The organism is Pseudomonas sp. 09C 129 (assembly GCF_002843625.1).
Taxonomy (GTDB): domain Bacteria; phylum Pseudomonadota; class Gammaproteobacteria; order Pseudomonadales; family Pseudomonadaceae; genus Aquipseudomonas; species Aquipseudomonas chlororaphis.
Genome location: NZ_CP025261.1, coordinates 2,238,651 through 2,263,969, shown reverse-complemented (window position 1 = coordinate 2,263,969; position 25,319 = coordinate 2,238,651). Strand labels below are relative to the sequence as shown.

The window sequence follows — 25,319 nt, the reverse complement described above, 5'->3', positions numbered from 1 at the left end:
AGACCTTATAAATTCGTGGAAGCGCCCGCCGCAGCGTAGTTCTCGTAGCTCTTCATCTGCTTGGCAATCTGCGAAATCTTGCTTGCGTAGTCCGGGTCGGTTGCATACCCGGCCTTTTGCAACTCGCGTACAAACTGTTCGGGGTTATCGGCCGACTTCAGCACTTCTTGATAGCGATTATTGCTCTGCAACAAGGTCACCAAGTCGTGGAAGCTGTCCTGATACGAGGCATAGGAACGGAACTCGGCCGTCTCCTTGACCATCTGGCCATTTCTGAATTCGCTGGTGATCGCCCGCGCCTGGTCGCCCTTCCAACTGCTGCCGGCCTTGATGCCGAACAGGTTGTGGCTGCTGCTGCCGTCCTGCTGGCGCATCACCGATTTGCCCCAGCCGGTTTCCAGCGCGGCCTGGGCGACCAGGTAGCGCGGATCGACACCGATGCGGTCGGCGGCCTGCTGCGCCATCGGCAGCATGGTGGCGACGAATTCGTCCGCCGAGCTGAAGGCTTTCTTCGCCGGCGCCAACGGTGGCTGGGCCACGGCGCGACCGTAGATCTGCATGCGTCCGTGGGGCACCGCGGCAAAGCTGCGCGAGCTGTTCTTGACCAGCGCGTCGGTAGCGGCCGTGGTGCGTTCCGGCAAGGCCGTCCGGTTGGCGGCGGCACTGTCGGCCGACGGCACGATGCCCGCCAGCAGGCGATCGGTCAGCTTGCTCGGCAGGGAAATACGCCGCTGATTGAGCAGCGCCATATCGTTATGGGGACCGCTGTCGGCGGCGCGCTGCGGTTCCAGTGCACGAGACGCCCACAACGGGCGCTGACCATTGACCCGCGACAACGGCCCACCCAAAGCGGTGGTGCCGGCAGCGATGGCGGTTGGCGTCGCGACCTTTTCAGTCAGCGCGACCTTTTCAGCCTGGGCGCCGGGCAGGGTCGCCGCCGCGGCAGGATTAGTAGATTTGTTCTTCGACATCTGGCGCATCAGCACATCGGCCAGGCCGATGCCACCACCCTCGCGGGACATGGAAACCGCCAGCTGCTGGTCGTACATTTCCTGGTATTGCTTGGCCGCGGGCGTGTTGAGCGGGTTGTCCTTGCCCAGCGCTTCGGTGGCCGAACGCATGGACTTGAGCATTTCGTTGAGGAACAGCGACTCGAACTCCTGCGCCACCTTGCGCATGTTGGCGTCGCTGTTCTTGTCGCCGACCTTGAGCTGGTTAAGCCGGTTGAGGTCCGAGTAGGAACCCGAATCGCCGCTGCTGACCAGACCGCTCTTGCGAATATCCATGGCCCCTACCTCAAATCACGATCAGGTCGGCTTGCAGCGCGCCGGCCTGTTTCAAGGCTTCGAGGATCGCCATCAGGTCGCCCGGTGCCGCGCCGACCTGGTTCACCGCACGCACGATTTCGTCGAGGGTGGTGCCCGGGCCGAACTTGAACATCGGCTTGGCTTCCTGTTCGGCGTTGACCCGCGAGCGTGGCACGACCGCGGTCTGGCCACTGGACAGCGGGCCAGGCTGGCTGACGATCGGGTCTTCGGTGATGGTCACGGTAAGGCTGCCGTGAGTCACGGCGGCTGGCGACACCTTGACGTTCTGGCCGATGACGATAGTGCCGGTGCGCGAGTTGATGATGACCTTGGCCACCGCCTGCCCCGGATCGATTTCCAGGTTCTCGAGGATCGACAGATAGTCGACGCGCTGGCTCGGATCGAGCGGCGCGGTAACGCGAATCGAACCGCCGTCGATGGCCTGGGCCACGCCCGGGCCGAGCATGTCGTTGATCTTGTCGACGATGCGCTTGGCGGTGGTGAAGTCGGAACGGTTGAGGTTCAGGGTCAGGCTGTTGCCCTGGTTGAAACCGCTCGGTACCGCGCGCTCCACCGAGGCACCGCCAGGGATGCGACCGGCCGACGGAACGTTGACCGTGATCTTCGAACCGTCACGCCCCTCGGCGTCGAAACCGCCCACCACCAGGTTGCCCTGGGCGATGGCATAGACGTTGCCGTCGATCCCCTTGAGTGGCGTCAGCAGCAAGGTGCCACCGCGCAGGCTCTTGGAGTTGCCGATGGAGGACACGGTGATATCCACCTGCTGCCCCGGCTTGGCGAACGCTGGCAGATCGGCGCTCACCGATACCGCCGCGACGTTCTTCAACTGCACATTGCCGGAGCCCGGCGGCACCTTGATGCCGAACTGCGACAGCATGTTGTTGAAGGTCTGCAGGGTGAAGGGTGTCTGGGTCGTCTGGTCGCCGGTGCCGTTAAGCCCGACCACCAGGCCGTAGCCGATCAACTGGTTGGAACGCACGCCGGAAATGCTGGCGATGTCCTTCAGCCGTTCGGCTTGAGCGTGGCAGGCTGCCGAAAGCAACAGCGCAGCCAGCATGAGGCGTTTGAAATTCAACGTAGCCACCTAGAAAGGGAACAGCGGGCTGAGGAAGAAACGGTCGAACCAGCCCGGCTGGCTCGCATCGGCAAAGGCACCGGTGCCCGAATAGGTGATGCGGGCGTCGGCGACGCGGGTCGAGGAAACCGTGTTGTCGGTGGCGATATCGTCGGCGCGCACCAGGCCGGCAATGCGCACCAGCTCGTCGCCGGTGTTGAGGGTCAGCCACTTCTCGCCGCGCACGGCGATGATGCCGTTGGGCAGCACGTCGGCCACCGTCACGGTGATCGAACCGGTCAGGCTGTTGCTCTGGCCGGACTTGCTGTCGCCCTTGGTGGCCCGGTCGCCGCTGTAACCGACGTCCAGGCTCAGGTCGCCGCCGCCCACCGGGTTATTGGTGCTCAGGCCGCCACCGAAAAACGAGGTCAGGCCGATGCCGGTCTTGCTGTTTTTGTCGACCTGCGAGTTGGCATTCTTGCTCGCCTGGGTCCGCTCGTTGAGGGTGATGGTGATGATGTCGCCCACGCGGAACGCCTTGCGGTCGCTGTAGAGGTTCTGCTCGAAGCCGGCCTGGTAGATCGAGCCGTTGTTGGCCGCAGCCGGCAACGGAGTACGTGGCAACACCGGAGCGTAATACGGGTCATTGGGCTTCGGCGTCGGGGCCACGCAGCCTCCGAGCACGACGAACCCACTCAGTGCGAGAACAGATACAAAGCGATTCATGACCCTACCTCATGGTGTTGCAGGCGGCCGCTGGGCCGCCCCAGGACTTGATTACAGATTCTGCGTGACGAACGAGAGCATCTGGTCGGCGGTGGAGATCACCTTGGAGTTCATCTCGTAGGCACGCTGGGTGGTGATCATGTTGACCATCTCCTCAACGGTGCTGACGTTGGAGGTTTCCAGGGTGTTCTGCAGGGTGGTGCCGAAACCGTTGAGGCCCGGGGTACCGACTTGCGGCGCGCCGCTGGCGGCGGTTTCCAGGAACAGGTTGTTGCCCGTCGCTTGCAGGCCGGCCGGGTTGATGAAGTCAGCGGTCTGCAGGTTGCCGATCACTTGCGAGGCCGGGTTGCCGGCTGTGGTGATCGAGACGGTGCCGTCCTGGCCCACGGTGAAGGTCTGGGCGTCGTTCGGCACGACGATCGCCGGCTCCAGCGTGAAGCCGTTGGCGGTGACGATCTGGCCGTTGGAATCCAGGTGAAAGGTGCCGTCACGGGTGTAGGACGTGGTGCCGTCCGGTTGCAGGATCTGGAAGAAACCGCGGCCGTTGATGGCCATGTCCAGCGGCTGCTCGGTGGTCTGCAGGCTGCCGGCGGTGAAGTTCTTCTGGGTGCCGACGATGCGCACACCGGTACCCAGTTGCAGGCCCGACGGCAGCTCGCTGTCCTGGGTCGACTGGGCGCCAGGCTGACGCTTGATCTGATACAGCAGGTCCTGGAACTCGGCGCGATCACGTTTGAAACCCGTGGTCGAAACGTTCGCCAGGTTGTTGGAAATGGTGGTCAGGTTAGTGTCCTGGGCGGACAGACCTGTTTTGGCAACCCACAGAGCCGGAAGCATTCGATTCTCCTCGTGCGCCTGTTTTACGGCGCGACGTACTGGTAATTAGCTGATCTGCAAGACCCGAGCCATGGCCTGGTCGTCTTCTTTGGCGGTGTTCATCATCTTGATGTGCAGCTCGAACTGCTTGGAGAGCGCCAGCACCGAGGTCATTTCCTCGACCGCATTGACGTTGCTCGACTCGAGGAATCCCGAGACCAGTTGCACATTGGCGTCAGCCGCTGCCGGCTGGCCGTCCTTGGTATGGATCGAACCGTCCAGACCCTTGGTCATGTTCTTCAGGTCCGGGTTGACCAGCTTGATGCGGTCGACCTCGGCCATCACCCGTGGGCCTTCGCCCATGGCGCGGATGCTGATGGTGCCGTCCTGGCCGACTTCCACCTGCTGCTCCGGCGGCACGGCGATCGGGCCGCCGTTGCCGATCACCGGCATGCCGTTGCCGGCGCGCAGCACGCCCAGGGCGTCGATGTTCAGGCTGCCGGTGCGCACGTAGCTTTCACCGCCCTCCGGGGTCTGCACGGCGATCCAGCCATTGCCGCTGACCGCCACGTCGAGGTCGCGACCGGTTTCCACCAGCGAGCCCGGGGTGAAATCGGTAGCCGGCCGTTCGGACATGGCAAAGGCCCGCGCCGGAAAGCTGTCACCAAACACCGGCATCGAACGCGCCTGCTCCAGGTCGCGCTGGAAACCGTTGGTGGAGATGTTCGCCAGGTTGTTGGCATGCGCCTTTTGCGCCAGCGCATTCTGGCTGGCACCGGTCATGGCCACATAAAGGTACTTGTCCACAGTCTTTCCTCTGCATGTCGGACGTTTGCCGTCCACCGCTGTACTGCTGAGCCACAAGCAATAAGCGCACCAACTTGTTTTTCGGACGGCCGAAGGCAGGAAATCCGGGAACTTGAGGGCGTTCGAAGGGAATCGGCGGATTGTGTCAAAGACGAAAAACCGGCGCAGACATGCCGCTTACGGCAAGCCTCGGCCTCCAGGGCACTCCCCTGCCTCGCCGCTGCTCCTGTAGCCGCTGCCGCAGGCTGCGATCGAGGCCGCAGGACTCGCAAGGCTGGCAACGCATGACCTCGACCCGATCGCAGACTTAAGGTCTGGCGCCTGCTGCGCAGCCGATCGCAGCCTGCGGCAGCGGCTACAGGATTCAGTTTTTGTCGGTGTTCTTGCCGACTTCGTATTCGCGCAGTTTGTTGGCGATGGTGGTATGCGACACGCCCAGGCGCTTGCCCAGCTGGCGGCTGCTGGGGTGCTCGGAATACAGGCGTTCGAGCACCGCCTTTTCGAAGCGCCCGACGATGTCGTCGAGCCCGCCTTCCAGGGAGAAGTCACCAAGGGGTTGGCGCACGCCATAGTCCGGCAGGCGGATGTGCTCGGCCTTCACCGTACCGCCGTCGCACAGGGACACCGCCTGGAACAGCACGTTTTCCAGCTGCCGCACGTTGCCCGGCCAGTGGTAATGACTGAGGCGCTCCATGGCCGCTGGCGCCAGCCTGGGCAAGGCGCAGCCGATCTGCCGGCTGGCCTGGTCGAGGAAGTGCTCCACCAGCGGTGTCAGGCCGTCGAGGCACTCGCGCAGCGGCGGGATGTGCAACGACAAGACGTTGAGGCGGTGATACAGGTCCTGGCGGAACTCGCCGCGGGCGCACAGCTCGGACAAATCGACCTGGGTCGCACAGATCACCCGCACGTCCAGGTACACCTCTTCGTCGCTACCGACCCGACGGAAGCAGCCGTCCTGCAGAAAACGCAGGAGCTTGACCTGCAAGCGCGGGCTCATCTCGCCCACCCCATCGAGAAACAGCGTGCCGCCGGCGGTCAGTTCCAGCAGCCCGAGCTTGCCTTCGGCCCGCGCACCTTCGAAGGCCCCCGGCCCGTAGCCGAACAGCTCGGTCTCGGCCATGGATTCCGGCAGGCCGGCGCAGTTGAGCGCCATCAGCGGCGATTGCCCGCGCGGGCTGGCCAGGTGGCAGGCGCGCGCCAGCAGTTCCTTGCCGGTGCCGGTCTCACCCTCGATCAGCAGCGGCGCGTCCAGCGGTGCCATGCGCCGCGCTTCACGGACCACCGCGGCCATGACTTTCGAGCTCTGGAAGATGCTGTCGAAGCCTCGCAGTTCCTGCTTGCGCACGTTATAGATGCGCTCGCCGACCCGGTCCGCGCGGTGCAGCGTCAGCACCGCGCCGGCCATGGCCTCGCTGTCGTCGTGCTCCGATTGCAGCGGCGCGATGTCCGCCAGAAACACGTCACCCTTGACCTTGACCCGCAGGCCGTTGATCCGCGATTTGTTGGCCCGTACCAGTTCCGGCAGGTCGAAATCCTCGGCATAGCGCGACAGTGGAATCCCCGGCACCTCGTCCACCCGCACGCCCAACAGCTGCGCCGCCGCGCGGTTGGCGGCGACGATGGAACCGCCCATGTCGATGGACAACACCGGAAACTCCAGGGCCCCGAGCAAGGCATTGAGTTCCATGTGCCGTCGCTCGCTGGGCATCAGCCCGACCCGCTTGACCCCGAACACCCCGGCGATCGACTCGAACTTCGGCCGCAATGCCTGGAACTGCAGATTGATCAGGTTCGGGCAATGCAGGTAGATGGCATTGCCATGCTCCCCGCCCACCTCGCCCCGGGCCACGTTGATGCCGTACTCCACCAGCAGGTTGAGAATGTCGCGCAGGATGCCGATGCGATTCTGGCAGTGGACTTTGATACGCATAGAAGGAAGGCCCGAGACAGGTAATAGAGGGCGTGAATGCCAGAAAGCGGCACTTTTGGCACCGTTCGACAGGAACTTTCTGCGGTGTGACGCAGATAATCGTCAAGATTATGTGACAGTCGCCGACCTTTTCAAATCGACTATTCTCAGTAATAGCGGACCCGCAACGCTTTCGTAACGAAAACTTTACGAAATCAGCCCTGATCCGCCCATTACGTTCACGTCAACCTGCTGCATGGGCTGCAACCTTGGGTTATCTCTAGCGTCAACTGATAACAAGAAGCAGCCCCTGACAGGAGAGCAGCATGAAGCAGACGCAGTACGTGGCCCGCGAGCCCGACGCGCAAGGTTTTATCCACTACCCCGATGAAGAACACGCGGTGTGGAACACCCTGATCACCCGTCAGTTGAAAGTGATCGAGGGTCGCGCGTGCCAGGAATACCTGGACGGCATCGAGAAACTCGGCCTGCCCCACGACCGCATCCCGCAGCTGGGCGAAATCAACAAGGTGCTGGGCGCAACCACCGGCTGGCAGGTCGCCCGGGTGCCGGCGCTGATTCCCTTCCAGACCTTCTTCGAATTGCTCGCCAGCAAACAGTTTCCGGTCGCGACCTTTATTCGTACCCGCGAAGAACTGGACTACCTGCAAGAGCCGGACATCTTCCACGAGATCTTTGGCCACTGCCCGCTGCTGACCAACCCCTGGTTCGCCGAATTCACCCACACCTACGGCAAGCTCGGCCTGCAGGCCACCAAGGAAGAACGGGTGTACCTGGCGCGCCTGTACTGGATGACCATCGAATTCGGCCTGCTGGACACCCCGCAAGGCCAGCGCATCTACGGCGGCGGCATCCTTTCCTCGCCGAAGGAAACCGTCTACTGCCTGTCGGACGTGCCCGAGCACCAGGCCTTCGACCCGCTGGAAGCGATGCGCACCCCGTACCGCATCGACATCCTGCAACCCATCTACTTTGTGCTGCCCAACCTCAAGCGCCTGTTCGACCTGGCCCATGAAGACATCATGGCCCTGGTGCACCAGGGCATGCAGATGGGCCTGCACGCCCCCAAGTTTCCGCCCAAACCCAAGGCGGCCTGAGCGCCCTGCCCTCGCGCGGCGCTCATAAAACCCGTAATTTCCAACAAGAACCGATTTCAGGAACCCACCATGACCGCTCTCAACCAAGCCCATTGCGAAGCCTGCCGCGCCGATGCCCCACAAGTCAGCGACGAAGAACTGCCGGTACTGATCAAGCAGATCCCCGACTGGAACATCGAAGTGCGCGATGGCGTCATGCAACTGGAAAAAGTCTTCCTGTTCAAAAACTTCAAGTTCGCCCTGGCCTTTACCAACGCAATGGGTGAAATTTCCGAGGCAGAAGGTCATCATCCTGGCCTGCTCACCGAATGGGGCAAGGTCACCGTGACCTGGTGGAGCCACTCCATCAAGGGCCTGCACCGCAACGACTTCATCATGGCCGCTCGCACCGACGAAGTGGCCAAGACCGCAGAAGGACGCAAGTAATGCATTTCGACGCCATAGGCCGAGTACCCGGCGACCCGATTCTTGGCCTGATGGAGGCCTATGCGTCGGACAGCAACCCACGCAAGTTCGACCTCGGCGTCGGTGTCTACAAGGATTCCCAGGGCCTGACGCCGATCCCTCGGTCGGTCAAGCTGGCCGAGCAGCGCCTGGTCGACCGGCAGACCACCAAGATCTACATCGGCGGCCACGGCGACGCGGCCTTTGGCAAGGTGATCAATGAACTGGTGCTGGGCGCCGATTCGCAACTGATCGCCGAACGCCGCGCCGGCGCCACCCAGACCCCGGGCGGCACCGGCGCATTGCGCCTGAGCGCCGACTTCATCGCCCACTGCCTGCCGGGCCGTGGCGTGTGGTTGAGCAATCCGACCTGGCCGATCCACGAAACCATCTTTGCCGCCGCCGGCATCCAGGTCAGCCACTACCCTTACGTCGGCAGCGACAACCGCCTCGACGTCGAGGCCATGCTGGCGACCCTGAACCAGGTGCCCAAGGGCGACGTGGTACTGCTGCACGCTTGCTGCCACAACCCCACCGGTTTCGACCTGAGCCACGACGACTGGCATCGGGTGCTGGACGTGGTGCGCAGCCGCAACCTGCTGCCGCTGATCGACTTCGCCTACCAGGGCTTCGGCGACGGCCTGGAGCAGGATGCCTGGGCGGTACGGCTGTTCGCGGCCGAACTGCCCGAGCTGCTGATCACCAGTTCCTGCTCGAAGAACTTCGGCCTGTACCGCGACCGCACCGGCGCGCTGATCGTCTGCACCCGGGACGCGGAAAAGCTGCTGGACGTACGCAGCCAGCTGGCCCACATCGCCCGCAACCTGTGGTCCACCCCGCCGGATCACGGCGCCGCGGTGGTCGCCACCATCCTCGGCGACCCGGAGCTGAAAAGCCTCTGGGCCGACGAAGTGGAAGCCATGCGCCTGCGCATCGCCCAGTTGCGTTCAGGCCTGGTGGAGGCGCTGCAACCCTTCGGCCTGGCCGAGCGCTTCGCCCACATCGGCGTGCAACGCGGGATGTTCTCCTACACTGGCCTGACGCCGGAACAGGTCGGCAAACTGCGCGATCAGCACAGCGTGTACATGGTCAGCTCCGGCCGGGCCAACGTCGCTGGCATCGACGCCACCCGCCTGGACCTGCTGGCCGAAGCCATCGCCGAAGTCTGCAAGTGACACCCTGATCGCGAGCAAGCTCGCTCCTACAAAAGCACCTGCCTGTAGGAGCAAGCTTGCTCGCGATGCTCTTCAATGATCCCCCGCCCGATGAAACTCCTTTCATCCTAAAAGCCGTGATAAAAATCTTTTTGTCATTTCCAGTGCTGTATCCTGCCCAGGCTTTTTAAAAGCGCGGATCTACCCAGCGATTTAAAAAACAGACCTTGCGAGGAGCAACGAACATGCACGAGATTCCTAATCTCCCCTTCCCAAGCCTGCACGAAACTGAGCAGACAACCCCGCAACAAGCCGGCGCCCAACAGCCCGAGCCGAAAGAAGCCGCACCCGGTCACAAGGCCGACAGCGAAGACTGACCGCAACACCCAGACCGTGTGGAAAGCGCTCTTTGATGCGCTTTCCACACCGCCTGAAACCCGCTTTCGAGAACCGCCTCCATGACCGACGCCTTCAGCGAAACCCAAGCCAGCGTTTTGATCGGCACCGCCGAAAAGATGATCGAGATCTGGAACCGCCTGACGCCGGAAAAACAGGCCGCCCTGCTGGCCCGCTTCGGCACCCAGGAAAACGCCCTGGCCGCCCTGGTCACCACGCAATTGCTGGCCCCAGCCCAAGCCTGAACCCGTGGCGCGCAAAAACTTGCGCCAACCCATCGATTTCTCCACCTGAATCGTTTCAACCCTCGGTATCATAAGCAGCCTATCTATCTCTGCCGCGTCCGTGGACCTTTCCCATGCCAGATACCCAGCGCCCCTTGGCGGTCACGCTGCAAGTCGTCTCCATCGTCCTTTTCACCTTTATCGGCTACCTGAACATCGGCATCCCCCTGGCCGTGCTGCCGGGATACGTGCACAGCGAGCTGGGCTTTGGCGCGGTGATCGCCGGGCTGGTGATCAGCGTGCAATACCTGGCCACCCTGCTCAGCCGCCCCTATGCCGGGAAGATCATCGACAACCTGGGCAGCAAGCGCGCGGTGATGTACGGCCTGGCCGGCTGCGGCCTGAGCGGTGTGTTCATGCTGTTGTCGGCATGGCTGCACAGCTTGCCGGTGCTGAGCCTGGCCAGCCTGCTGGTCGGGCGCCTGGTGCTGGGCAGCGCCGAGAGCCTGGTGGGCTCGGGCTCCATCGGCTGGGGCATCGGCCGCGTCGGCGCGCAGAACACCGCCAAGGTGATTTCCTGGAATGGCATCGCCAGCTATGGCGCACTGGCCGTCGGCGCGCCGCTGGGGGTGTTGCTGGTGGATCGCCTGGGGCTGTGGAGCATGGGCGTGAGCATCATCCTCCTGGCGCTCCTGGGCCTGGCGCTGGCCTGGCCGAAACTGGCGGCGCCGATCGTCGCCGGCGAGCGCTTGCCGTTCATCCATGTCCTGGGCCGGGTGTTCCCTCACGGCTGCGGGCTGGCCCTGGGCTCGATCGGCTTTGGCACCATCGCCACCTTCATCACCCTGTATTACGCCACCCAGAACTGGTCCAACGCGGTGCTGTGCCTGAGCCTGTTCGGCGCCAGCTTTATCGGCGCGCGCCTGCTGTTCGGCAACCTGATCAACCGCCTCGGCGGCTTTCGCGTGGCAATCGCCTGCCTGTCGGTGGAAACCCTGGGCCTGTTGCTGTTGTGGCTGGCGCCGGATGCCCATTGGGCGCTGGCCGGCGCGGCGTTGAGCGGCTTCGGCTTCTCCCTGGTGTTCCCGGCGCTGGGGGTGGAAGCGGTCAACCTGGTTCCCGCCTCCAGCCGTGGCGCGGCGGTGGGTGCCTATTCGCTGTTCATCGACCTGTCACTGGGAATCACCGGACCGCTGGCCGGGGCGATCGCCGCCGGTTTCGGTTTTGCCTCGATCTTCCTGTTCGCCGCCCTCGCCGCCTGCAGCGGTTTGCTGCTGAGCCTCTACCTGTACCGCCAGGCGCCAAAGTATCGCGAGGAGCGCAGCGAGCGTTAGTAGTCGACCTTGCCGCGACCGGCCTTGATGTTGCCCCGCTTGCTCTTGGACTCCAGGCGCCGGGTCTTCGAGCCCAGGGTCGGCTTGGTCGGCCGACGCTTCTTCTCCACCTTGATGGCGCCGAGGATCAGCTCCACCAGACGCTCCAGGGCATCGGCGCGGTTCTGCTCCTGGGTCCGGTATTGCTGGGCCTTGATGACGATCACCCCGTCGCTGGTAATGCGACTGTCGCGCAGCGCCAGCAACCGCTCCTTGTAGAACGGCGGCAGCGACGAGGCCGGAATGTCGAAGCGCAGGTGCACCGCGCTGGAGACCTTGTTGACGTTCTGCCCACCCGCGCCTTGCGCGCGAATGGCGGTCAATTCGATCTCGGCATCCGGCAGATGCACGTTGTTGGAAATCACCAGCATGGAAAAGGCATCCGCTTTCAGGGCGTTCAGGATACCGCGCCTGCGGATTTGCAGCGCCCACAAAAAACCCGGCCAAAGCCGGGTTTTCCGTTACCGCGCGAGCCTCACTTCAGTGAAGCGTTGGCCGCCTGCAGGCTGTGCTGCGCGCTGCGCTTGTTCTTGATGCCGTAGCAGACCCACATGAAAGCGACCCAGACCGGAATCGCGTACACCGAGATCTGGATGCCCGGGATCATCAGCATGATGCCGAGGATGAACACTACGAACGCCAGGCAGACGTAGTTGCCGTAGGGGTACCACAGCGCCTTGAACAACGGCGATTGTTTCGTGCGGTTCATGTGCTGGCGGAACTTGAAGTGCGAGTAGCTGATCATCGCCCAGTTGATCACCAGGGTGGCGACCACCAGCGACATCAGCAGCTCCAGGGCGTGCTGCGGGATCAGGTAGTTGAGCACCACGGCGACGAAGGTCACCACCGCCGAGGCCAGGATCGACATCACCGGCACGCCGCGCTTGTCGATCTTCGCCAGGACTTTCGGCGCGTCGCCCTGCTCGGCCATGCCCAGCAGCATGCGACTGTTGCAGTAGGTGCCGCTGTTGTACACCGACAAGGCCGCGGTCAGGACCACGAAGTTGAGGATGTGCGCCGCGGTATCGCTGCCCAGCATCGAGAACACCTGGACGAACGGGCTGCCGCTGTAGGCATCGCCGGAGGCATTCAGGGTCTCCAGCAGGCTGTTCCATGGGGTCAGGGACAACAGCACGACCAGGGCACCGATGTAGAAAATCAGGATGCGGTAGATCACCTGGTTGATGGCCTTGGGAATCACGGTCTTCGGCTTGTCGGCCTCGGCCGCGGTAAACCCGAGCATCTCCAGGCCGCCGAAGGAGAACATGATGATCGCCATGGCCATCACCAGGCCGCTGACGCCATTGGGGAAGAACCCGCCGTGCTCCCACAGGTTGCTCACCGAAGCCTGCGGGCCGCCGTGACCGCTGACCAGCAGGTAGCTGCCCAGGGCGATCATGCCGACGATGGCCACCACCTTGATGATCGCGAACCAGAACTCGGCTTCACCGAAGACTTTGACGTTGGCCAGGTTGATCAGGTTGATCAGCACGAAGAACGCCGCAGCCGAGGCCCAGGTCGGCACGTCCGGCCACCAGTAGTGCACGTACTTGCCGACCGCGGTCAGCTCCGACATACCCACCAGGATGTACAGAATCCAGCAGTTCCAGCCCGACAGGAAACCGGCGAAACCGCCCCAGTACTTGTGCGCGAAATGGCTGAAGGAACCGGCCACCGGCTCTTCGACGATCATCTCGCCGAGCTGGCGCATGATCATGAAAGCGATGAAGCCGCAGATGGCGTAGCCGAGGATCATCGACGGCCCGGCCGACTTGAGCACGCCGGCGGAGCCCAGGAACAATCCGGTACCGATCGCGCCGCCCAGGGCGATCAGTTGAATATGGCGATTTTTCAGGCCGCGCTTCAGCTCGCCTGAATGCGAGTTTTGTCCACTCATGAAAAGGGTCTCACGCAAGGTTTGATGATGTTCGATAGACGTTGCAGCCGACAGCAGGCTTAAGCAGCGCGGATCAAACCCCAGCGCAGGCACCAGGAGTTCAGCGTTTGTTTAACGGTCATGCGTCACCTGTTTGTTTTTATCTGTGACGAAATCGAACCCACCACGCTTGTGACGTGGCGGAGTGAACAAGGCGGATAGCCTTGAGATTATTGGCCTTGGGAGCGTGTCTCGAGCATTCGAGCCAGAGCTCGTCACGCGTCGAAACCAGTCGTTGAGGCGCAAAATGCGCGGATACGCAGTTGGGTCACAGTTAAAACGCCGCGCATTGTACACCCCTGACTCCCTGCCGCCAGACGCGGCTTATCAGCGCGTCGGGTGCCGGAATCGCACGGGGCCAGCTCGATGCTCGGCATCGGCGGCAAGGTTCGGGACAGACCCGTCGGGGTCGTCGACGAAGGTACGACAGCAATCGCCCTTCGGAGGGAATCGGTTGAGGTGAGCCACGGCGTTCATTGCGCCTCCTTCTTGTTATGCACCTGCACACAGGCATGGGCTGCATCACACCTGCCTTGAGGCCGCGGAACAAGCGGCTTGGAGCCCGGCGGCGGGCTGTATCGAGGCAACAACGGAAGGTTTTTCTTACAGCGCCGAACAAGGGTCGATTCGATGAATCGATAGCGGGTTTTTCGTAAGCATTTCTTTACAAGGCGGAACGTATTTTTTCCACTTCAGATCAGTGACATCGGCGACTGCAAATTGACGGCCAGCGCTTTTTTATCTGTCTGCTCGCTCAGCTTTTTGTTTTTTCTTGATAATTTTCCAGCACAAAAACAGAACAAAAAGTTCAATAAAAATAATTCAATTATTTTTTTGCATTTCAAAAAACCCTGGACTAGGTTTCCAGCCACTTGCCGGACCACACCCCTGGCAAGCCGAGCGGCCACGTTGAGCAGTTGGGGCTTTCAAGCACTCCCCGTAGAACGCCCGAGCCGTCTCACCGACTGCTTATCCGAAACTGCTTTTATCCGAAAAAGTCATCTAGGAGATTCACGATGCAAGCACTGGAAAAAGACTTGGACACTGAACTGCAACTGGACGATTGGTTTGAAGCAGCGACCCACGAGGCCGCGGTGGAAATGATGCAGGCCGACGCGGTAGTACCGTTCGGCACGGCGATGTGGCCTTTGTAAAAAGGGCCTTCAGGCAGGAGCGGCCCGGCGGTCGCCCCTGCCTCCATCCGCTGTCTGTCAGGGAGGATCCATGGACAACACCGCTGCCATCCGGCATTTCCTTTACTACCTCGAACACCATCCGGCCCTGGCCGAGCGACAGAGCGCCAGGGTCCTGATCGGCCACACCGCCGAATATGCCGCCACCAGCGCCGCCATCATCGAGCAGGCCGGTGAGCCCTTCAGTTTCACAGCCCTGCGCCTCGACCTCGAACCCACCTCGGCGCTGGCCCAGGCCATCGCCGACTGCGATCTGTATATCTTCTTCTACGACTCCTCCACCCTCTCGCCGCCCCGCCCGCAAGGCCCGGAGTTCATCCAGGCGCTGCAGGGCGTGATGGCCGAGAACTGGAAGAAGTCGCTGCTGTTCAAGGACTACGGCGACTACTTCTACGACACCTTCAGCGTCGAGCCGCAACGCATCGCCGAGCTCAACGCGACCCTGATCCAGCATATGTCCGAGGCCACCACCCTGAGCTTTCGCGACGACCACGGCTCGTACTTCGAAGCACCGCTGGACAGCATCAAGAAGTGGACCAACATCAACGGCGTGGGCAACTACGACCTGGCGCCCGGAGAAATCGCCAGCCACAGCGAGGCCATCAATGGCCGGGTGAAATTCGTCGGCACCTTCCTCGGCACCATCCCCTTCGCGCGCAAGTACGGCGTGCTGCAATCGCCGCTGGAACTGTGGATCGACAACTCCACCATCAGCCGCATCGCCACCGACGTGCCGGGGCTGGCGGAGGACTTCAACAAATACCTGGATGCCAACCCATCCAACCGGCGCATCGAGGAACTGGGCATCGGCACCAACGAAGGAGTGAAAGACCTCTACGCGCGCAACTCGGGTTTCGAGGAGCGCCATTGCGGCCTGCACCTGGGGCTGGGCGGTGGCGCCAAGGGCAGCCATCACCTGGACCTGATCTTTGCCAGCGGGGTGCTGGCGCTGGACGACAAGCCGGTGTTCGATGGCAGGTTCGTGTTCTGAGCCTGTAGCCGCTGGCGCAGCCTGCGGCTACATAGAGGCAAAAAAAAACGCCAACCCTGAGGTTGGCGTTTTTTCTTGTCGCTTACAGCTTGCAGCTCAAGGCTGCCTCACTCGGGCTTGCGGCGACCGAACCCCGGGCGCTGGCCGGAACCGGCCGGGGCGCCACGGCGCTTGCCCGACGGTGCGTCCTTGTCGACCAGGACGATGCCCGGACGCTTGGACTTCGGCGCTGGCTTGGCCGGGCGCTTGGTGTCGCTCGGACGATCCGCCACTGGCGTACCACGACCCGATTCCCCCCGACCGGCAGCCGGACGCGGCGCCCGTGGAGCGCGCTCGCCATCCTGGCGTGGCGCGGGCTTGCGGCCTGGACGCTCGCCTTCGATCTGCGGCTCGCGCGACGGGCGCGGGGCACCAGCAGCAGGCGCGCCATGGGCCGGACGCAGAGTCCGCACGCGCTCGCTCTTGCCCACCGGGCGCGAGGATTTGCGCTGCATGCGTTCCAGCTTGTCCTTGCTCTTGGCGTTGAGCTGCGGCATCGCCACCGGCGTCAGGCCAACCTCGGCGCTGAGGACGTCCACTTCGTACTGGCTCATTTCGCGCCAGCGGCCCATCGGCAGGTCGGAGTTGAGAAACACCGGACCGAAACGCACGCGCTTCAGGCGGCTGACCACCAGGCCCTGGGATTCCCACAGGCGACGTACTTCACGGTTGCGGCCTTCCATCACCACGCAGTGGTACCAGTGGTTGAAACCTTCACCACCGGGCGCCTGCTGGATGTCGGTGAACTTGGCCGGGCCGTCTTCGAGCATCACGCCGGCTTTCAGGCGCTCGATCATCTCGTCGTCGACTTCGCCACGCACACGTACCGCGTACTCACGGTCCATTTCATAGGACGGGTGCATCAGGCGGTTGGCCAGCTCACCGTCGGTGGTGAACATCAGCAGGCCGGTGGTGTTGATGTCGAGGCGACCGATATTGATCCAGCGGCCTTCTCGCGGACGCGGCAGCTTGTCGAACACGGTCGGGCGGCCTTCCGGGTCGTCACGGGTGCAGATTTCGCCGTCGGGCTTGTTGTACATGATCACGCGGCGGACCGATTCGGACGCCTCTTCGCGCTTGATCACCTTGCCATCGATGGAGATGGCGTCGTGCAGGTCGACGCGCAGGCCAAGGGTGGCCTCTTTGCCATTGACCTTGATCCGGCCCTGGCTGATCCAGGACTCTACGTCACGGCGCGAGCCGACACCGATACGGGCGAGGACTTTCTGCAGCTTTTCGCCTGCTGGGCCGATTTCCTGTTGGTCTTGCTGATCTTCACTCATCTGGGCACCTCCCGGTGTGTCGATTCAGGCTTGAGCGGCCTGAACAGTAATAAAAACAGGTCTTGTGGCGAAGGGATCGCCAAAGGGTCGCGAATCATACGCTCATGGCGTCGGTTGCGCATCAGAGACTAGCCGATAAGTGGTGGCCTACCGATTTTTCCGCTGGCCGGTGGCAGCGCAGGCACCTGGGCGACCGAGGCGTCTCAATCGTCTTCGAGCAGGCGTCTTTCGTTCTCGATGGCCTCGGCCAGCGCCAGGGCTTCGGCCTCTTCGTCGCTCAGTTCCGGAGCCGGCGGTTCCAGCGCTGCCACGGCGGCCAGCAGCTTGGCGCGGGCTTCGGCGACGCCGAGCACATCGTCATCGACTTCCTGTTCGTCGTCGGCGTCCGCTTCGAGTTCGGTATCGTGCTCGACTTGTACTTCGGCTTCGGCACGAGTGTGCGCTTCGGCCCTGATCTCGGCGCCCACCTCGGCGCCGGCAATCACATCGTCCCCGGACGAATCCACCGCGCCATCGCGATGCAGATCGTCGAAGTCGGTCTTGATCCCCTCCTCCATCGAGTCCAGCTCCAGCAGCAAGGTGTGGAAACTGGTCTCTTCCTTCGGCTCTTCCGGCTCGGCACTGGCGTCGGCCAAAGCTTGCAGGCTGGCAGGCACCGGTGCGTCGTCGAAGTCGAGGACCGGCTCGGTTTCGATTTCGCGCAGCTCGGCCAGCGGCGGCAGGTCGTCGAGGTTCTGCAGGTTGAAATGATCGAGAAACGCCTTGGTGGTGGCGAACATCGCCGGCTTGCCTGGCACGTCACGGTAGCCGACCACGCGAATCCACTCGCGCTCCAGCAAGGTCTTGACGATCTGGCTATTGACCGCCACGCCCCGCACATCCTCGATTTCGCCCCGGGTGATCGGCTGGCGGTAGGCAATCAACGCCAGGGTTTCCAGCATCGCCCGGGAATAACGCTGGGGCCGTTCTTCCCACAAACGGCCGACCCAGGGCGCGAACTTTTCCCGCACCTGCAGGCGATAACCGGAGGCCACTTCCTTGAGTTCAAAGGCCCGCCCTTCGCAGGACTTGCCAAGAATGGTCAGGGCCTTCTTGAAGACCGCGGGGTCCGGCCGCTCGCCTTCCTCGAAAAGTTCGAACAGGCGCTCCATGGATTGCGGTTTTCCCGAGGCCAACAGAAAGGCTTCAAGCAGTGGCGCCAGCTCGCGGGGTTCATTCAGATTCATTGTTTCAGCTCGTTATTCGGCTCGTGCCCGCACATGGATAGCCGTGAAGGGCTCATTCTGTACCAGCTCGACCAGGGATTCCTTGACCAGTTCGAGGATCGCCATGAAGGTCACCACCACCCCCAGGCGTCCTTCTTCCGCGGTGAACAGCTCGACAAAGGGCACAAAACCACCGCCCTTGAGCCGCTCCAGCACCTCGCTCATGCGCTCGCGGGTGGACAGCGCCTCGCGACTGACCTGATGGCTTTCGAACATGTCGCCACGGCGCAACACCTCGGCCATGGACATCAGCACCTCTTCCAGGGCGACATCCGGCAACAACTTGCGCGCCCGGGCTTCCGGGGCGTCGAGCTTGGGCACTATGACGTCGCGGCCGACCCGGCTCAGGCCGTCGATACCTTCGGCGGCGGCCTTGAAGCGCTCGTACTCCTGCAGGCGACGGATCAATTCGGCGCGCGGGTCTTCCTCTTCCTCTTCCACCTCGGCCGAGCGCGGCAACAGCATGCGCGACTTGATCTCGGCGAGCATGGCCGCCATCACCAGGTATTCGGCGGCCAGTTCCAGGCGCACCGACTGCATCAACTCGACATAGCCCATGTACTGGCGGGTGATTTCCGCCACCGGGATGTCGAGGATGTCGATGTTCTGTTTGCGGATCAGATACAACAGCAGGTCGAGCGGGCCTTCGAAGGCTTCGAGAAATACTTCCAGGGCGTCCGGCGGGATGTACAGGTCCAGCGGCATTTCCATGACCGCCTGGCCATAAACCATCGCAAAGGGCAGCTCCTGCTGCGCTCCGGCCTGGTCGTCGACGTGTTCCACTGCGGACATTCAGGCCTCGACCATGAAGGGAGCCGGGTCGCCGCAGCCGATACGGATCACTTCCGGCTCGCCATCGGCCAGGTTGATCACGGTGGAGGCCATGATGCCGCCAAAACCGCCATCGATGATCAGGTCGACCTGATGCTCGAGCAGTTGGCGCATTTCATAAGGGTCGTTCATCGGCTCGGTTTCGCCGGGCATGATCAGGCTGACGCTCATCAGCGGCTCGCCGAGTTCGGCCAGCAGCGCCAGGGCGATCGGATGGCTCGGCACCCGCAGGCCGATGGTGCGTTTCTTCGGGTGCAGCAACAGCCGCGGCACTTCGCGGGTGGCGTTGAGGATGAAGGTATAAGGCCCAGGCAGATGCGCCTTGAGCAGGCGAAAGGTGCCGGTATCGATCTTGGCGAACAGACCCAGCTGCGACAGGTCGCTGCAGATCAGCGCGAAGTTGTGTTTGTCATCCAGTTGCCGCAGGCGCCGCACGCGCTCGACCGCGCTCTTGTCGCCGATCTGGCAGCCAATGGCGTAGGACGAGTCGGTCGGGTAAATCACCACGCCCCCTGAGCGGATGATTTCGACAGCCTGTTTGATCAGGCGCGGTTGCGGGTTTTCCGGATGAATCTGGAAAAATTGACTCACATTCTCTACCTGTTCAGACGGCGGCAATAATTGGGTCATGTTTGAACCGACACCAGAGCGGCGGCAGATCCTCCGGAACAGGGCGATACTCGCCTATCTCGGACCAGCCTCCAGGGCCATGAAAATCACTGCCGGCGCTCACCAGCAGACCGAACTCCCGAGCAAGGATGGCCAGGCTGCCCACCTGCTCGGCGGGTTGATGGCCGTTGACCACCTCGATCGCGTGGCCACCTGCTTGAATATAGTCGGCAATCAGGCGGCGACGTTTGCTGCGGGTGAAATCGTAATGCCAGGGATGCGCCAGGCTGACCCAGGCCCCCGCCGCGCGCAACGTCTCGACGGTTTCCTCGAGGGTCGGCCAGTGCTGCTTGACGTCGCCCAGCTTGCCGGCCCCCAGCCATTTGCGAAAAGCTTCGGCGCGGTCCTTCACGAAACCGGCGCGCACCAGGTAATCGGCGAAGTGCGGCCGGGCCGGCGCATTGCCGCTATCGCCCAGTTCCTGCTGGATCGCCCGGGCCCCTTCGAGGGCGCCCGGCATTCCTTTGAGCGCCAGCTTGCGGCTTATTTCTTCGGACCGCAGCCAGCGACCGTCGTGCAATTTGCCGATGGCTTCGACCAATGACGGTGCATTGACGTCGAAGCCGTAGCCCAGCACATGAATGGTCGCCCCACCCCAGGTGCAGGACAATTCGACGCCATTGACCAGTTGCATGCCCAGTTCATGGGCCGCCAGGCGCGCCTCGTCGAGGCCTTCCAGGGTGTCATGATCGGTCAGGGCCAGGACTCGCACGCCTTTCTCGAACGCACGCGCAACCAGAGCCGCGGGCGCCAGGGCGCCATCGGAGGCCGTGCTGTGGCAGTGCAAATCAACATTCACGGGACTGTTCAACCTCAAGTCAGCTGGCGCTTTCGCTACCATGGATGTTTGTTATTATGCCGCCACATCCTGCTTCTGGCTGCCACTGTGAAACAATTCATCGACTTCATCCCGCTGTTCCTGTTTTTCATCGTCTACAAAATCGATCCCCGAGTCGTCGACATTGCCGGTCAACAACTGACCGTAGGCGGTATCTACAGCGCCACGGCGGTGTTGATCATCAGTTCCCTGGTGGTCTACGGCGCGCTGTTCATCTCCCAGCGCAAGCTGGAGAAAAGCCAGTGGCTGACCCTGGTCGCCTGCCTGGTGTTCGGCAGCCTGACCCTGGCCTTCCACAGCGAGACCTTCCTCAAGTGGAAAGCACCGGTGGTCAACTGGCTGTTCGCCCTGGCCTTTATCGGCAGCCATTTCATCGGCGACCGCCTGCTGATCAAGCGCATCATGGGCCACGCGCTGAGCCTGCCGGATCCGGTCTGGACCCGCCTGAACATCGCCTGGATCGCCTTCTTCCTGTTCTGCGGCGCCGCCAACCTGTTCGTCGCCTTCACCTTCCAGAGCATCTGGGTCGACTTCAAGGTCTTCGGCAGCCTGGGCATGACCGTGCTGTTCCTGGTCGGCCAGGGCATTTACCTGTCGCGCCATCTTCACGACACCGAACCCACCACGTCGAAAACCGAGGACTGACATGCTTTACGCAATCATTGCTACAGACGTCGCCAACTCCCTGGAAAACCGCCTGGCCGCGCGCCCGGCGCATCTGGAGCGGTTGCAGCAGCTCAAGGCCGAAGGTCGCGTGGTACTGGCCGGGCCACACCCTGCCGTCGACAGCAATGATCCTGGCGCCGCGGGTTTCACCGGCAGCCTGATCGTCGCCGAATTCGACTCGCTGAACGCCGCCCAGGCCTGGGCCGACGCCGACCCTTACGTCGCCGCCGGTGTCTATGCCAACGTCGTGGTCAAGCCGTTCAAGCAAGTCCTGCCGTAAATCCTCTCCCCCGCGGTGAACCTTATCGGTTCATCGCGCTCTCAATCGCTCATTATTCTCGTTTGACTGCCGACAACCTGCCCAACACTCGATTGGAATCAGGAGTTGCGATGCGCCAAGGTCTGTTGTGCCTGTTGTTGGTCATGTTAACGATCGGGGCGAGCGCCTCCGCCGAAGAAACCACGGACCCTGGGCATTCGACGCCTTTGTCCCTGAGTGCCGGCAGCCAGATCAACGAATTGCAGCAGCGCCTCAAAGACAGCGAGCGCCAGCGTGAAGAGCTGACCCGGCAATTGCAGGGTGCCGACAGCGAGCGCGAAAGCGCCCAGCTGAGCCGCCTGCGCCAGGAGAATCAGCGCCTCAAGCTGCAACTGCGCGAAGTCCAGGCCAGTTCCGTGCCGCGCCTGCTGACCGAGCAGCAACAGTGGTTCGTCACCGGCGCCGGGGTAGCGCTATTGGCCCTGCTCTGCGGTATCTTCGCCAGTGGTGGACATAGAAAGCGTCGACAATGGCTAAATTGAGTGATTCATGAGCGACCTGTTACTGATTGACGATGACCAGGAGCTCTGCGAGCTCCTGACCAGCTGGCTGGGCCAGGAGGGTTTTCAGGTACGGGCCTGCCACGATGGCCTGAGCGCCCGTCGCGCCCTGGCCGATCACGCCCCGGCGGCGGTGGTGCTGGACGTGATGCTGCCCGACGGCAGCGGCCTGGAACTGCTCAAGCAACTGCGCAGCGACCACCCGGACTTGCCGGTGCTGATGCTCTCGGCCCGCGGCGAGCCCCTGGACCGCATCCTCGGCCTGGAGCTGGGCGCCGACGACTACCTGGCCAAACCCTGCGACCCGCGTGAACTGACCGCCCGCCTGCGCGCTGTGCTGCGCCGCAGCCACCCGACCGCGGTGTCCAGCCAGATGGAGCTGGGCGACCTGTGTTTCAGCCCGGTACGCGGCGTGGTCAGCATCGACGAACAGGACATCACCCTCACCGTTTCCGAAAGCCGCCTGCTGGAAGCCTTGCTCAAGCAACCGGGCGAACCGCTGGACAAGCAGGAACTGGCGCAGATCGCCCTGGGCCGCAAGCTGACCCTGTACGACCGCAGCCTTGACATGCACGTCAGCAACCTGCGCAAGAAGATCGGCCCGCACCCCGACGGCCGCCCGCGCATCGTCGCCCTGCGCAGCCGCGGCTACTACTACAGCCTCTGACTCTGAACAGATCCCTGGTCCTGCAGCCGCTGCCGCAGGCTGCGATAGGGCGCCGCCGTCCTGCATTCGCAAGATCCCCGCGAGCGTACCGGTCGTTCGCAGCCTCGCGGGCTCGGCAGCGGCTACAGGGGTTATGTCAGTTTCGCCAAAAAACGTCTTTACCCAAGCTTTACCCTTCGCTGACCGCCGCTGACCTTGCTCTGCGTAATCTGCACACATCCGGAACTGACCGGGAATGAGACAAGGAGATACACCATGCGCAAGACCCTGATCGCTCTGATGTTCGCCGCCGCCCTGCCGACCGTGGCCATGGCCATGCCGGAAGGCGCAGGCCCCATGGGGCCGATGGATGGCCCGCGCCACAGCGAACACATGCGGGGCAAAGGCCCTTACAGCCAGCTGGACCTGAGCCACGAGCAGCGCCAGCAGATCCGCAAGCTGATGGGTGAGCAGATGCACGAGCGCAAGCAGCTGGTGCAGAAGTACCTGGAAAAACTGTCGCCGGCCGACCAGAAAGCCATGAAGGACGAGATCGCCGCCAAGCGCCAGAAAACCGAAGCCGACATCCGCGCCCTGCTCAAGCCGGAACAGCAGAAAGAGTTTGACGCCATCCAGAAGAAACACGCCGAGCGCCGCGCCGAATGGGCCGAGTTCAAGGCCTGGAAAGCGCAACAGCCGCAAAAAGCGCAATAATGCTTTAGCGCTTATTCCACAGCCCAGTGGCGCTCCCACTGGGTTTTCCTTGTTTGAGGACTTCCCGTGCGTTCATTGTTCTGGCGCATCCTCGCCAGCTTCTGGCTGGCCATCACTCTGGTTGCAGGGCTGTCGATTCTGCTTGGCCACATGCTGAACCAGGATGCCTGGATCCTCAGTCGCCATCCGGGCCTCAATACCCTGGCCGAAGAGTGGACGCGCACCTACGAAGAACAAGGCGAAGACGCCGCCCAGGAGATCCTGGAGCAACGCAAGCACCAGTATCACGTCAACGTGCAAGTGCTCAACGACGCCGGCGACCCGGTGGTCCGTGGCACCTTCCCGCGCCGCGCGGCCGCCTTGGAGGCCCGGCAGAACAACGATGACCGGCGCCTGCCCTGGCGGCGCCTGACCGCCGAATACACCAGCCCGAAAACCGGCGAGACCTACCTGCTGATCTACCGCATCCCCCATCCGGAACTGGACGCCTGGCACCGCGACAGCCTGCTGTGGCCGCTGAGTGCCCTGACCATCGCGCTGGTGGTGCTGACCCTGTTCAGCCTGCTGGTGACCCTGTCCATCACCCGCCCCCTCAGCCGTTTACGCGGTGCGGTGCATGACCTGGGACAGGCCACCTACCAACAGAACAGCCTGGCCCGCCTGGCCGCCCGCCGCGACGAGTTCGGCGTGCTGGCCAAGGACTTCAACCGCATGGGCTCGCGCCTGCAAAGCCTGATCGGCAGCCAGCGCCAACTGCTGCGCGACGTCTCCCACGAGCTGCGCTCGCCGCTGGCGCGCCTGCGCATCGCCCTGGCACTGGCCGAGCGCGCCACAGTCGAGGAGCGCGAGCGCCTGTGGCCGCGCCTGACCCGCGAGTGCGATCGCCTGGAAGCGCTGATCAGCGAAATCCTGGTGCTGGCCCGGGTCGATGCCGACAACGCCAGCGCCGAAGAGGTGGACCTCAACGCCCTGCTCGATAACCTGCAGAAGGATGCCCAACTGGCCTGCCCGGAACAGCCGGTGAACATCCAGGCCGAATCGCAACTCAGCCTCAAGGGCTGGCCGACCATGATCGAGCGGGCGGTGGACAATCTGCTGCGCAATGCCCAGCGCTTCAACCCGGCCGGACAGCCGATCGAAGTACAGGCATTGCGTCAGGGGGACAGGATCGTGCTCAGCGTCCGCGATCACGGCCCCGGTGTGGAGGCCGAACATTTGCGCCAGCTGGGGGAACCCTTCTACCGCGCCCCGGGCCAGACCGCGCCGGGTCACGGGCTGGGCCTGGCCATCGCCCGACGTGCCGCGGAACGCCATGGCGGCAGCCTGACCCTGGACAATCATCCGCAGGGTGGTTTTATCGCCAGCCTGGCGTTGCCGTTGGTGCCAGGCGTTAGCGCTCAGGCCTGAAAAGCATCGCGGGCAAGTCGGAGCGAGGCTTGCCCGCGATTGGCTATCCGCTACACCGCGACTCTAGGATCAGGCCTTGCCCGACCAGGCGCTGACGAACTCCGCCGTATCCACCTTGGGCGCGACCCGTGGCTCGTTCAGTGGTGTGCCCAGATACAGGAAGGCGATGATCTCTTCACCTTCGCCCAGGCCAAGGCCCTTGGCGACATGGGGTGAATAGGACAGCTCGCCGGTACGCCATACCGCACCGATACCCTGGGCATAGGCCGCCAGCAGGATGCCGTGGGCGGCACAGCCGGCCGCCAACCGTTGCTCCGACTTCGGCACCTTGACGTGCTCCTGCAGGCGAGCCACCACAACCACCACCAACGGCGCGCGCAATGGCATGGCACGGGCCTTGTCCAGGGCCGCCTGGGTCACTTCGCCCCCCTGCAATTGCACCGCCTCCACCAGCAGCTCGCCCAACTGCTCGCGGGCCGCGCCTTCCACCGTCAGAAAGCGCCACGGCCGCAACTGGCCATGATCCGGGGCGCGCAATGCCGCCGCGAACAGCGCTTCGCGTTGCGCCGCCGTCGGCGCCGGGTCCACCAGACGCGGTACGGAAACACGGTTGAGCAATGCGTCGAGAGCCTCCATCGGCCACCTCCTGAAAAAAATGTCCGGCCATTCTACC

28 protein-coding genes are annotated in these 25,319 nt (G+C 63.1%); 14 read left to right on the top strand and 14 right to left on the bottom strand.

The genetic code is table 11. From position 1 onward, the window contains the following. Nucleotides 1-5: 5 nt before the first annotated feature. The 6 genes from flgJ to CXQ81_RS10340 all read right to left on the bottom strand — a co-directional run bounded on the left by flgJ (nucleotide 6) and on the right by CXQ81_RS10340 (nucleotide 6,661). Nucleotides 6-1,286: a flagellar assembly peptidoglycan hydrolase FlgJ gene (gene flgJ / locus CXQ81_RS10365; protein ID WP_101337152.1), complete on the bottom strand. Its 1,281-nt coding sequence runs from the start codon at nucleotides 1,284-1,286 to the stop codon at nucleotides 6-8. Between the two features lie 10 nt (nucleotides 1,287-1,296). After that, entirely contained in the window at nucleotides 1,297-2,385 is a 1,089-nt protein-coding gene (locus CXQ81_RS10360; RefSeq protein ID WP_101339397.1) for a flagellar basal body P-ring protein FlgI, read from the bottom strand. Nucleotides 2,386-2,412: 27 nt separating this feature from the next. Next, nucleotides 2,413-3,108 (bottom strand): flagellar basal body L-ring protein FlgH, encoded by a 696-nt coding sequence (flgH, locus tag CXQ81_RS10355; RefSeq protein ID WP_007922701.1) that lies wholly within the window; start codon nucleotides 3,106-3,108, stop codon nucleotides 2,413-2,415. A gap of 51 nt (nucleotides 3,109-3,159) precedes the next feature. Continuing rightward, a complete protein-coding gene (gene flgG / locus CXQ81_RS10350; RefSeq protein ID WP_025805167.1) occupies nucleotides 3,160-3,945 on the bottom strand; it encodes a flagellar basal-body rod protein FlgG in 786 nt (261 codons plus the stop codon). Between the two features lie 45 nt (nucleotides 3,946-3,990). Beyond that, nucleotides 3,991-4,731 carry a flagellar basal body rod protein FlgF gene (locus tag CXQ81_RS10345; RefSeq protein WP_007922703.1) on the bottom strand — a complete coding sequence of 247 codons (741 nt, stop codon included), beginning with the start codon at nucleotides 4,729-4,731 and terminating at the stop codon, nucleotides 3,991-3,993. A 364-nt stretch (nucleotides 4,732-5,095) separates the two neighbouring features. Then, nucleotides 5,096-6,661, bottom strand: a complete 1,566-nt coding sequence (locus CXQ81_RS10340) for a sigma-54-dependent transcriptional regulator (RefSeq protein WP_101337151.1) — start codon at nucleotides 6,659-6,661, stop codon at nucleotides 5,096-5,098. A gap of 305 nt (nucleotides 6,662-6,966) precedes the next feature. On the opposite strand from CXQ81_RS10340, the gene phhA reads away from it, so the two are divergent. The 6 genes from phhA (at nucleotide 6,967) to CXQ81_RS10315 (ending at nucleotide 11,310) form a co-directional block, all read left to right on the top strand. Next, the gene (gene phhA / locus CXQ81_RS10335; RefSeq protein ID WP_007930098.1) at nucleotides 6,967-7,758 is read left to right on the top strand and encodes a phenylalanine 4-monooxygenase; all 792 of its coding nucleotides are present in this window, start codon (nucleotides 6,967-6,969) and stop codon (nucleotides 7,756-7,758) included. Between the two features lie 69 nt (nucleotides 7,759-7,827). Further along, the gene (locus tag CXQ81_RS10330; protein WP_007930096.1) at nucleotides 7,828-8,184 is read left to right on the top strand and encodes a 4a-hydroxytetrahydrobiopterin dehydratase; all 357 of its coding nucleotides are present in this window, start codon (nucleotides 7,828-7,830) and stop codon (nucleotides 8,182-8,184) included. Beyond that, nucleotides 8,184-9,377, top strand: a complete 1,194-nt coding sequence (locus CXQ81_RS10325) for an amino acid aminotransferase (RefSeq protein ID WP_087088926.1) — start codon at nucleotides 8,184-8,186, stop codon at nucleotides 9,375-9,377. Before CXQ81_RS10330 ends, CXQ81_RS10325 begins: the two co-directional genes overlap by 1 nt. A 224-nt stretch (nucleotides 9,378-9,601) precedes the next feature. After that, nucleotides 9,602-9,733, top strand: coding sequence for a hypothetical protein (locus CXQ81_RS31445; protein ID WP_007930094.1), 132 nt, complete (start codon nucleotides 9,602-9,604; stop codon nucleotides 9,731-9,733). An 81-nt stretch (nucleotides 9,734-9,814) separates the two neighbouring features. Then, complete coding sequence (locus CXQ81_RS10320) at nucleotides 9,815-9,997, top strand: hypothetical protein (RefSeq protein WP_053277930.1); 183 nt, start codon at nucleotides 9,815-9,817, stop codon at nucleotides 9,995-9,997. Nucleotides 9,998-10,110: 113 nt separating this feature from the next. Continuing rightward, a complete protein-coding gene (locus CXQ81_RS10315) occupies nucleotides 10,111-11,310 on the top strand; it encodes an MFS transporter (RefSeq protein WP_101337150.1) in 1,200 nt (399 codons plus the stop codon). Here CXQ81_RS10315 and arfB read toward each other — a convergent pair. Both arfB and CXQ81_RS10305 read right to left on the bottom strand, forming a co-directional pair. Beyond that, a complete protein-coding gene (gene arfB, locus CXQ81_RS10310) occupies nucleotides 11,307-11,720 on the bottom strand; it encodes an alternative ribosome rescue aminoacyl-tRNA hydrolase ArfB (RefSeq protein ID WP_007930091.1) in 414 nt (137 codons plus the stop codon). The genes CXQ81_RS10315 and arfB overlap by 4 nt on opposite strands. 104 nt (nucleotides 11,721-11,824) lie before the next feature. Next, nucleotides 11,825-13,246 (bottom strand): amino acid permease, encoded by a 1,422-nt coding sequence (locus CXQ81_RS10305; protein ID WP_007930090.1) that lies wholly within the window; start codon nucleotides 13,244-13,246, stop codon nucleotides 11,825-11,827. Between the two features lie 1,055 nt (nucleotides 13,247-14,301). Here CXQ81_RS10305 and CXQ81_RS31190 point away from each other — a divergent pair. After that, nucleotides 14,302-14,439 (top strand): hypothetical protein, encoded by a 138-nt coding sequence (locus tag CXQ81_RS31190; RefSeq protein ID WP_007930088.1) that lies wholly within the window; start codon nucleotides 14,302-14,304, stop codon nucleotides 14,437-14,439. Nucleotides 14,440-14,509: 70 nt separating this feature from the next. Next, nucleotides 14,510-15,469, top strand: coding sequence for a leucyl aminopeptidase (locus CXQ81_RS10300; protein ID WP_101337149.1), 960 nt, complete (start codon nucleotides 14,510-14,512; stop codon nucleotides 15,467-15,469). 107 nt (nucleotides 15,470-15,576) lie between these two features. On the opposite strand, the gene rluB is transcribed toward CXQ81_RS10300, so the two are convergent. The 5 genes from rluB to CXQ81_RS10275 form a co-directional block, all read right to left on the bottom strand. After that, on the bottom strand, nucleotides 15,577-16,791 hold the full coding sequence (rluB, locus tag CXQ81_RS10295; protein ID WP_007930085.1) for a 23S rRNA pseudouridine(2605) synthase RluB: 1,215 nt from the start codon (nucleotides 16,789-16,791) through the stop codon (nucleotides 15,577-15,579). A 203-nt stretch (nucleotides 16,792-16,994) separates the two neighbouring features. Then, nucleotides 16,995-18,017, bottom strand: coding sequence for an SMC-Scp complex subunit ScpB (gene scpB / locus CXQ81_RS10290; protein ID WP_101337148.1), 1,023 nt, complete (start codon nucleotides 18,015-18,017; stop codon nucleotides 16,995-16,997). A 12-nt stretch (nucleotides 18,018-18,029) separates the two neighbouring features. Further along, nucleotides 18,030-18,728: a ScpA family protein gene (locus CXQ81_RS10285; protein ID WP_172962981.1), complete on the bottom strand. Its 699-nt coding sequence runs from the start codon at nucleotides 18,726-18,728 to the stop codon at nucleotides 18,030-18,032. A gap of 120 nt (nucleotides 18,729-18,848) precedes the next feature. Continuing rightward, nucleotides 18,849-19,478, bottom strand: a complete 630-nt coding sequence (locus CXQ81_RS10280; RefSeq protein ID WP_009042694.1) for an L-threonylcarbamoyladenylate synthase — start codon at nucleotides 19,476-19,478, stop codon at nucleotides 18,849-18,851. 13 nt (nucleotides 19,479-19,491) lie between these two features. After that, entirely contained in the window at nucleotides 19,492-20,355 is an 864-nt protein-coding gene (locus CXQ81_RS10275) for a PHP domain-containing protein (protein WP_007930079.1), read from the bottom strand. Between the two features lie 87 nt (nucleotides 20,356-20,442). Between CXQ81_RS10275 and CXQ81_RS10270 the strand changes: the two genes are divergently transcribed. From CXQ81_RS10270 to CXQ81_RS10245, 6 genes are all read left to right on the top strand, one after another. Then, nucleotides 20,443-21,039, top strand: coding sequence for a septation protein A (locus tag CXQ81_RS10270; protein ID WP_053260088.1), 597 nt, complete (start codon nucleotides 20,443-20,445; stop codon nucleotides 21,037-21,039). Between the two features lies 1 nt (nucleotide 21,040). Then, nucleotides 21,041-21,340 (top strand): YciI family protein, encoded by a 300-nt coding sequence (locus CXQ81_RS10265; RefSeq protein WP_087088936.1) that lies wholly within the window; start codon nucleotides 21,041-21,043, stop codon nucleotides 21,338-21,340. Between the two features lie 110 nt (nucleotides 21,341-21,450). After that, nucleotides 21,451-21,861: a translation initiation factor 2 gene (locus CXQ81_RS10260; RefSeq protein ID WP_101337147.1), complete on the top strand. Its 411-nt coding sequence runs from the start codon at nucleotides 21,451-21,453 to the stop codon at nucleotides 21,859-21,861. A 7-nt stretch (nucleotides 21,862-21,868) separates the two neighbouring features. After that, nucleotides 21,869-22,546, top strand: coding sequence for a response regulator transcription factor (locus tag CXQ81_RS10255; RefSeq protein ID WP_007930075.1), 678 nt, complete (start codon nucleotides 21,869-21,871; stop codon nucleotides 22,544-22,546). A 255-nt stretch (nucleotides 22,547-22,801) separates the two neighbouring features. After that, nucleotides 22,802-23,239, top strand: coding sequence for a Spy/CpxP family protein refolding chaperone (locus CXQ81_RS10250; RefSeq protein WP_016702278.1), 438 nt, complete (start codon nucleotides 22,802-22,804; stop codon nucleotides 23,237-23,239). 66 nt (nucleotides 23,240-23,305) lie between these two features. After that, nucleotides 23,306-24,646, top strand: a complete 1,341-nt coding sequence (locus tag CXQ81_RS10245) for a HAMP domain-containing sensor histidine kinase (protein ID WP_101337146.1) — start codon at nucleotides 23,306-23,308, stop codon at nucleotides 24,644-24,646. Nucleotides 24,647-24,715: 69 nt separating this feature from the next. On the opposite strand, the gene CXQ81_RS10240 is transcribed toward CXQ81_RS10245, so the two are convergent. Continuing rightward, the gene (locus CXQ81_RS10240) at nucleotides 24,716-25,282 is read right to left on the bottom strand and encodes a nitroreductase family protein (RefSeq protein ID WP_007929740.1); all 567 of its coding nucleotides are present in this window, start codon (nucleotides 25,280-25,282) and stop codon (nucleotides 24,716-24,718) included. Between the last annotated feature and the right edge of the window lie 37 nt (nucleotides 25,283-25,319).

Coding starts and splice junctions, on each gene's coding strand:
- flgH (WP_007922701.1), bottom strand. CDS start 3,108: ATGAATCGCTTTGTATCTGTTCTCGCACTGAGTGGGTTCGTCGTGCTC.
- CXQ81_RS10265 (WP_087088936.1), top strand. CDS start 21,041: ATGCTTTACGCAATCATTGCTACAGACGTCGCCAACTCCCTGGAAAAC.
- CXQ81_RS10340 (WP_101337151.1), bottom strand. CDS start 6,661: ATGCGTATCAAAGTCCACTGCCAGAATCGCATCGGCATCCTGCGCGAC.
- CXQ81_RS10240 (WP_007929740.1), bottom strand. CDS start 25,282: ATGGAGGCTCTCGACGCATTGCTCAACCGTGTTTCCGTACCGCGTCTG.
- CXQ81_RS10255 (WP_007930075.1), top strand. CDS start 21,869: ATGAGCGACCTGTTACTGATTGACGATGACCAGGAGCTCTGCGAGCTC.
- CXQ81_RS10260 (WP_101337147.1), top strand. CDS start 21,451: ATGCGCCAAGGTCTGTTGTGCCTGTTGTTGGTCATGTTAACGATCGGG.
- CXQ81_RS10320 (WP_053277930.1), top strand. CDS start 9,815: ATGACCGACGCCTTCAGCGAAACCCAAGCCAGCGTTTTGATCGGCACC.
- CXQ81_RS31445 (WP_007930094.1), top strand. CDS start 9,602: ATGCACGAGATTCCTAATCTCCCCTTCCCAAGCCTGCACGAAACTGAG.
- CXQ81_RS31190 (WP_007930088.1), top strand. CDS start 14,302: ATGCAAGCACTGGAAAAAGACTTGGACACTGAACTGCAACTGGACGAT.
- CXQ81_RS10250 (WP_016702278.1), top strand. CDS start 22,802: ATGCGCAAGACCCTGATCGCTCTGATGTTCGCCGCCGCCCTGCCGACC.
- CXQ81_RS10300 (WP_101337149.1), top strand. CDS start 14,510: ATGGACAACACCGCTGCCATCCGGCATTTCCTTTACTACCTCGAACAC.
- flgJ (WP_101337152.1), bottom strand. CDS start 1,286: ATGGATATTCGCAAGAGCGGTCTGGTCAGCAGCGGCGATTCGGGTTCC.
- CXQ81_RS10330 (WP_007930096.1), top strand. CDS start 7,828: ATGACCGCTCTCAACCAAGCCCATTGCGAAGCCTGCCGCGCCGATGCC.
- CXQ81_RS10315 (WP_101337150.1), top strand. CDS start 10,111: ATGCCAGATACCCAGCGCCCCTTGGCGGTCACGCTGCAAGTCGTCTCC.
- CXQ81_RS10360 (WP_101339397.1), bottom strand. CDS start 2,385: ATGCTGGCTGCGCTGTTGCTTTCGGCAGCCTGCCACGCTCAAGCCGAA.
- arfB (WP_007930091.1), bottom strand. CDS start 11,720: ATGCTGGTGATTTCCAACAACGTGCATCTGCCGGATGCCGAGATCGAA.
- scpB (WP_101337148.1), bottom strand. CDS start 18,017: ATGAATCTGAATGAACCCCGCGAGCTGGCGCCACTGCTTGAAGCCTTT.
- CXQ81_RS10305 (WP_007930090.1), bottom strand. CDS start 13,246: ATGAGTGGACAAAACTCGCATTCAGGCGAGCTGAAGCGCGGCCTGAAA.
- rluB (WP_007930085.1), bottom strand. CDS start 16,791: ATGAGTGAAGATCAGCAAGACCAACAGGAAATCGGCCCAGCAGGCGAA.
- flgG (WP_025805167.1), bottom strand. CDS start 3,945: ATGCTTCCGGCTCTGTGGGTTGCCAAAACAGGTCTGTCCGCCCAGGAC.
- CXQ81_RS10325 (WP_087088926.1), top strand. CDS start 8,184: ATGCATTTCGACGCCATAGGCCGAGTACCCGGCGACCCGATTCTTGGC.
- phhA (WP_007930098.1), top strand. CDS start 6,967: ATGAAGCAGACGCAGTACGTGGCCCGCGAGCCCGACGCGCAAGGTTTT.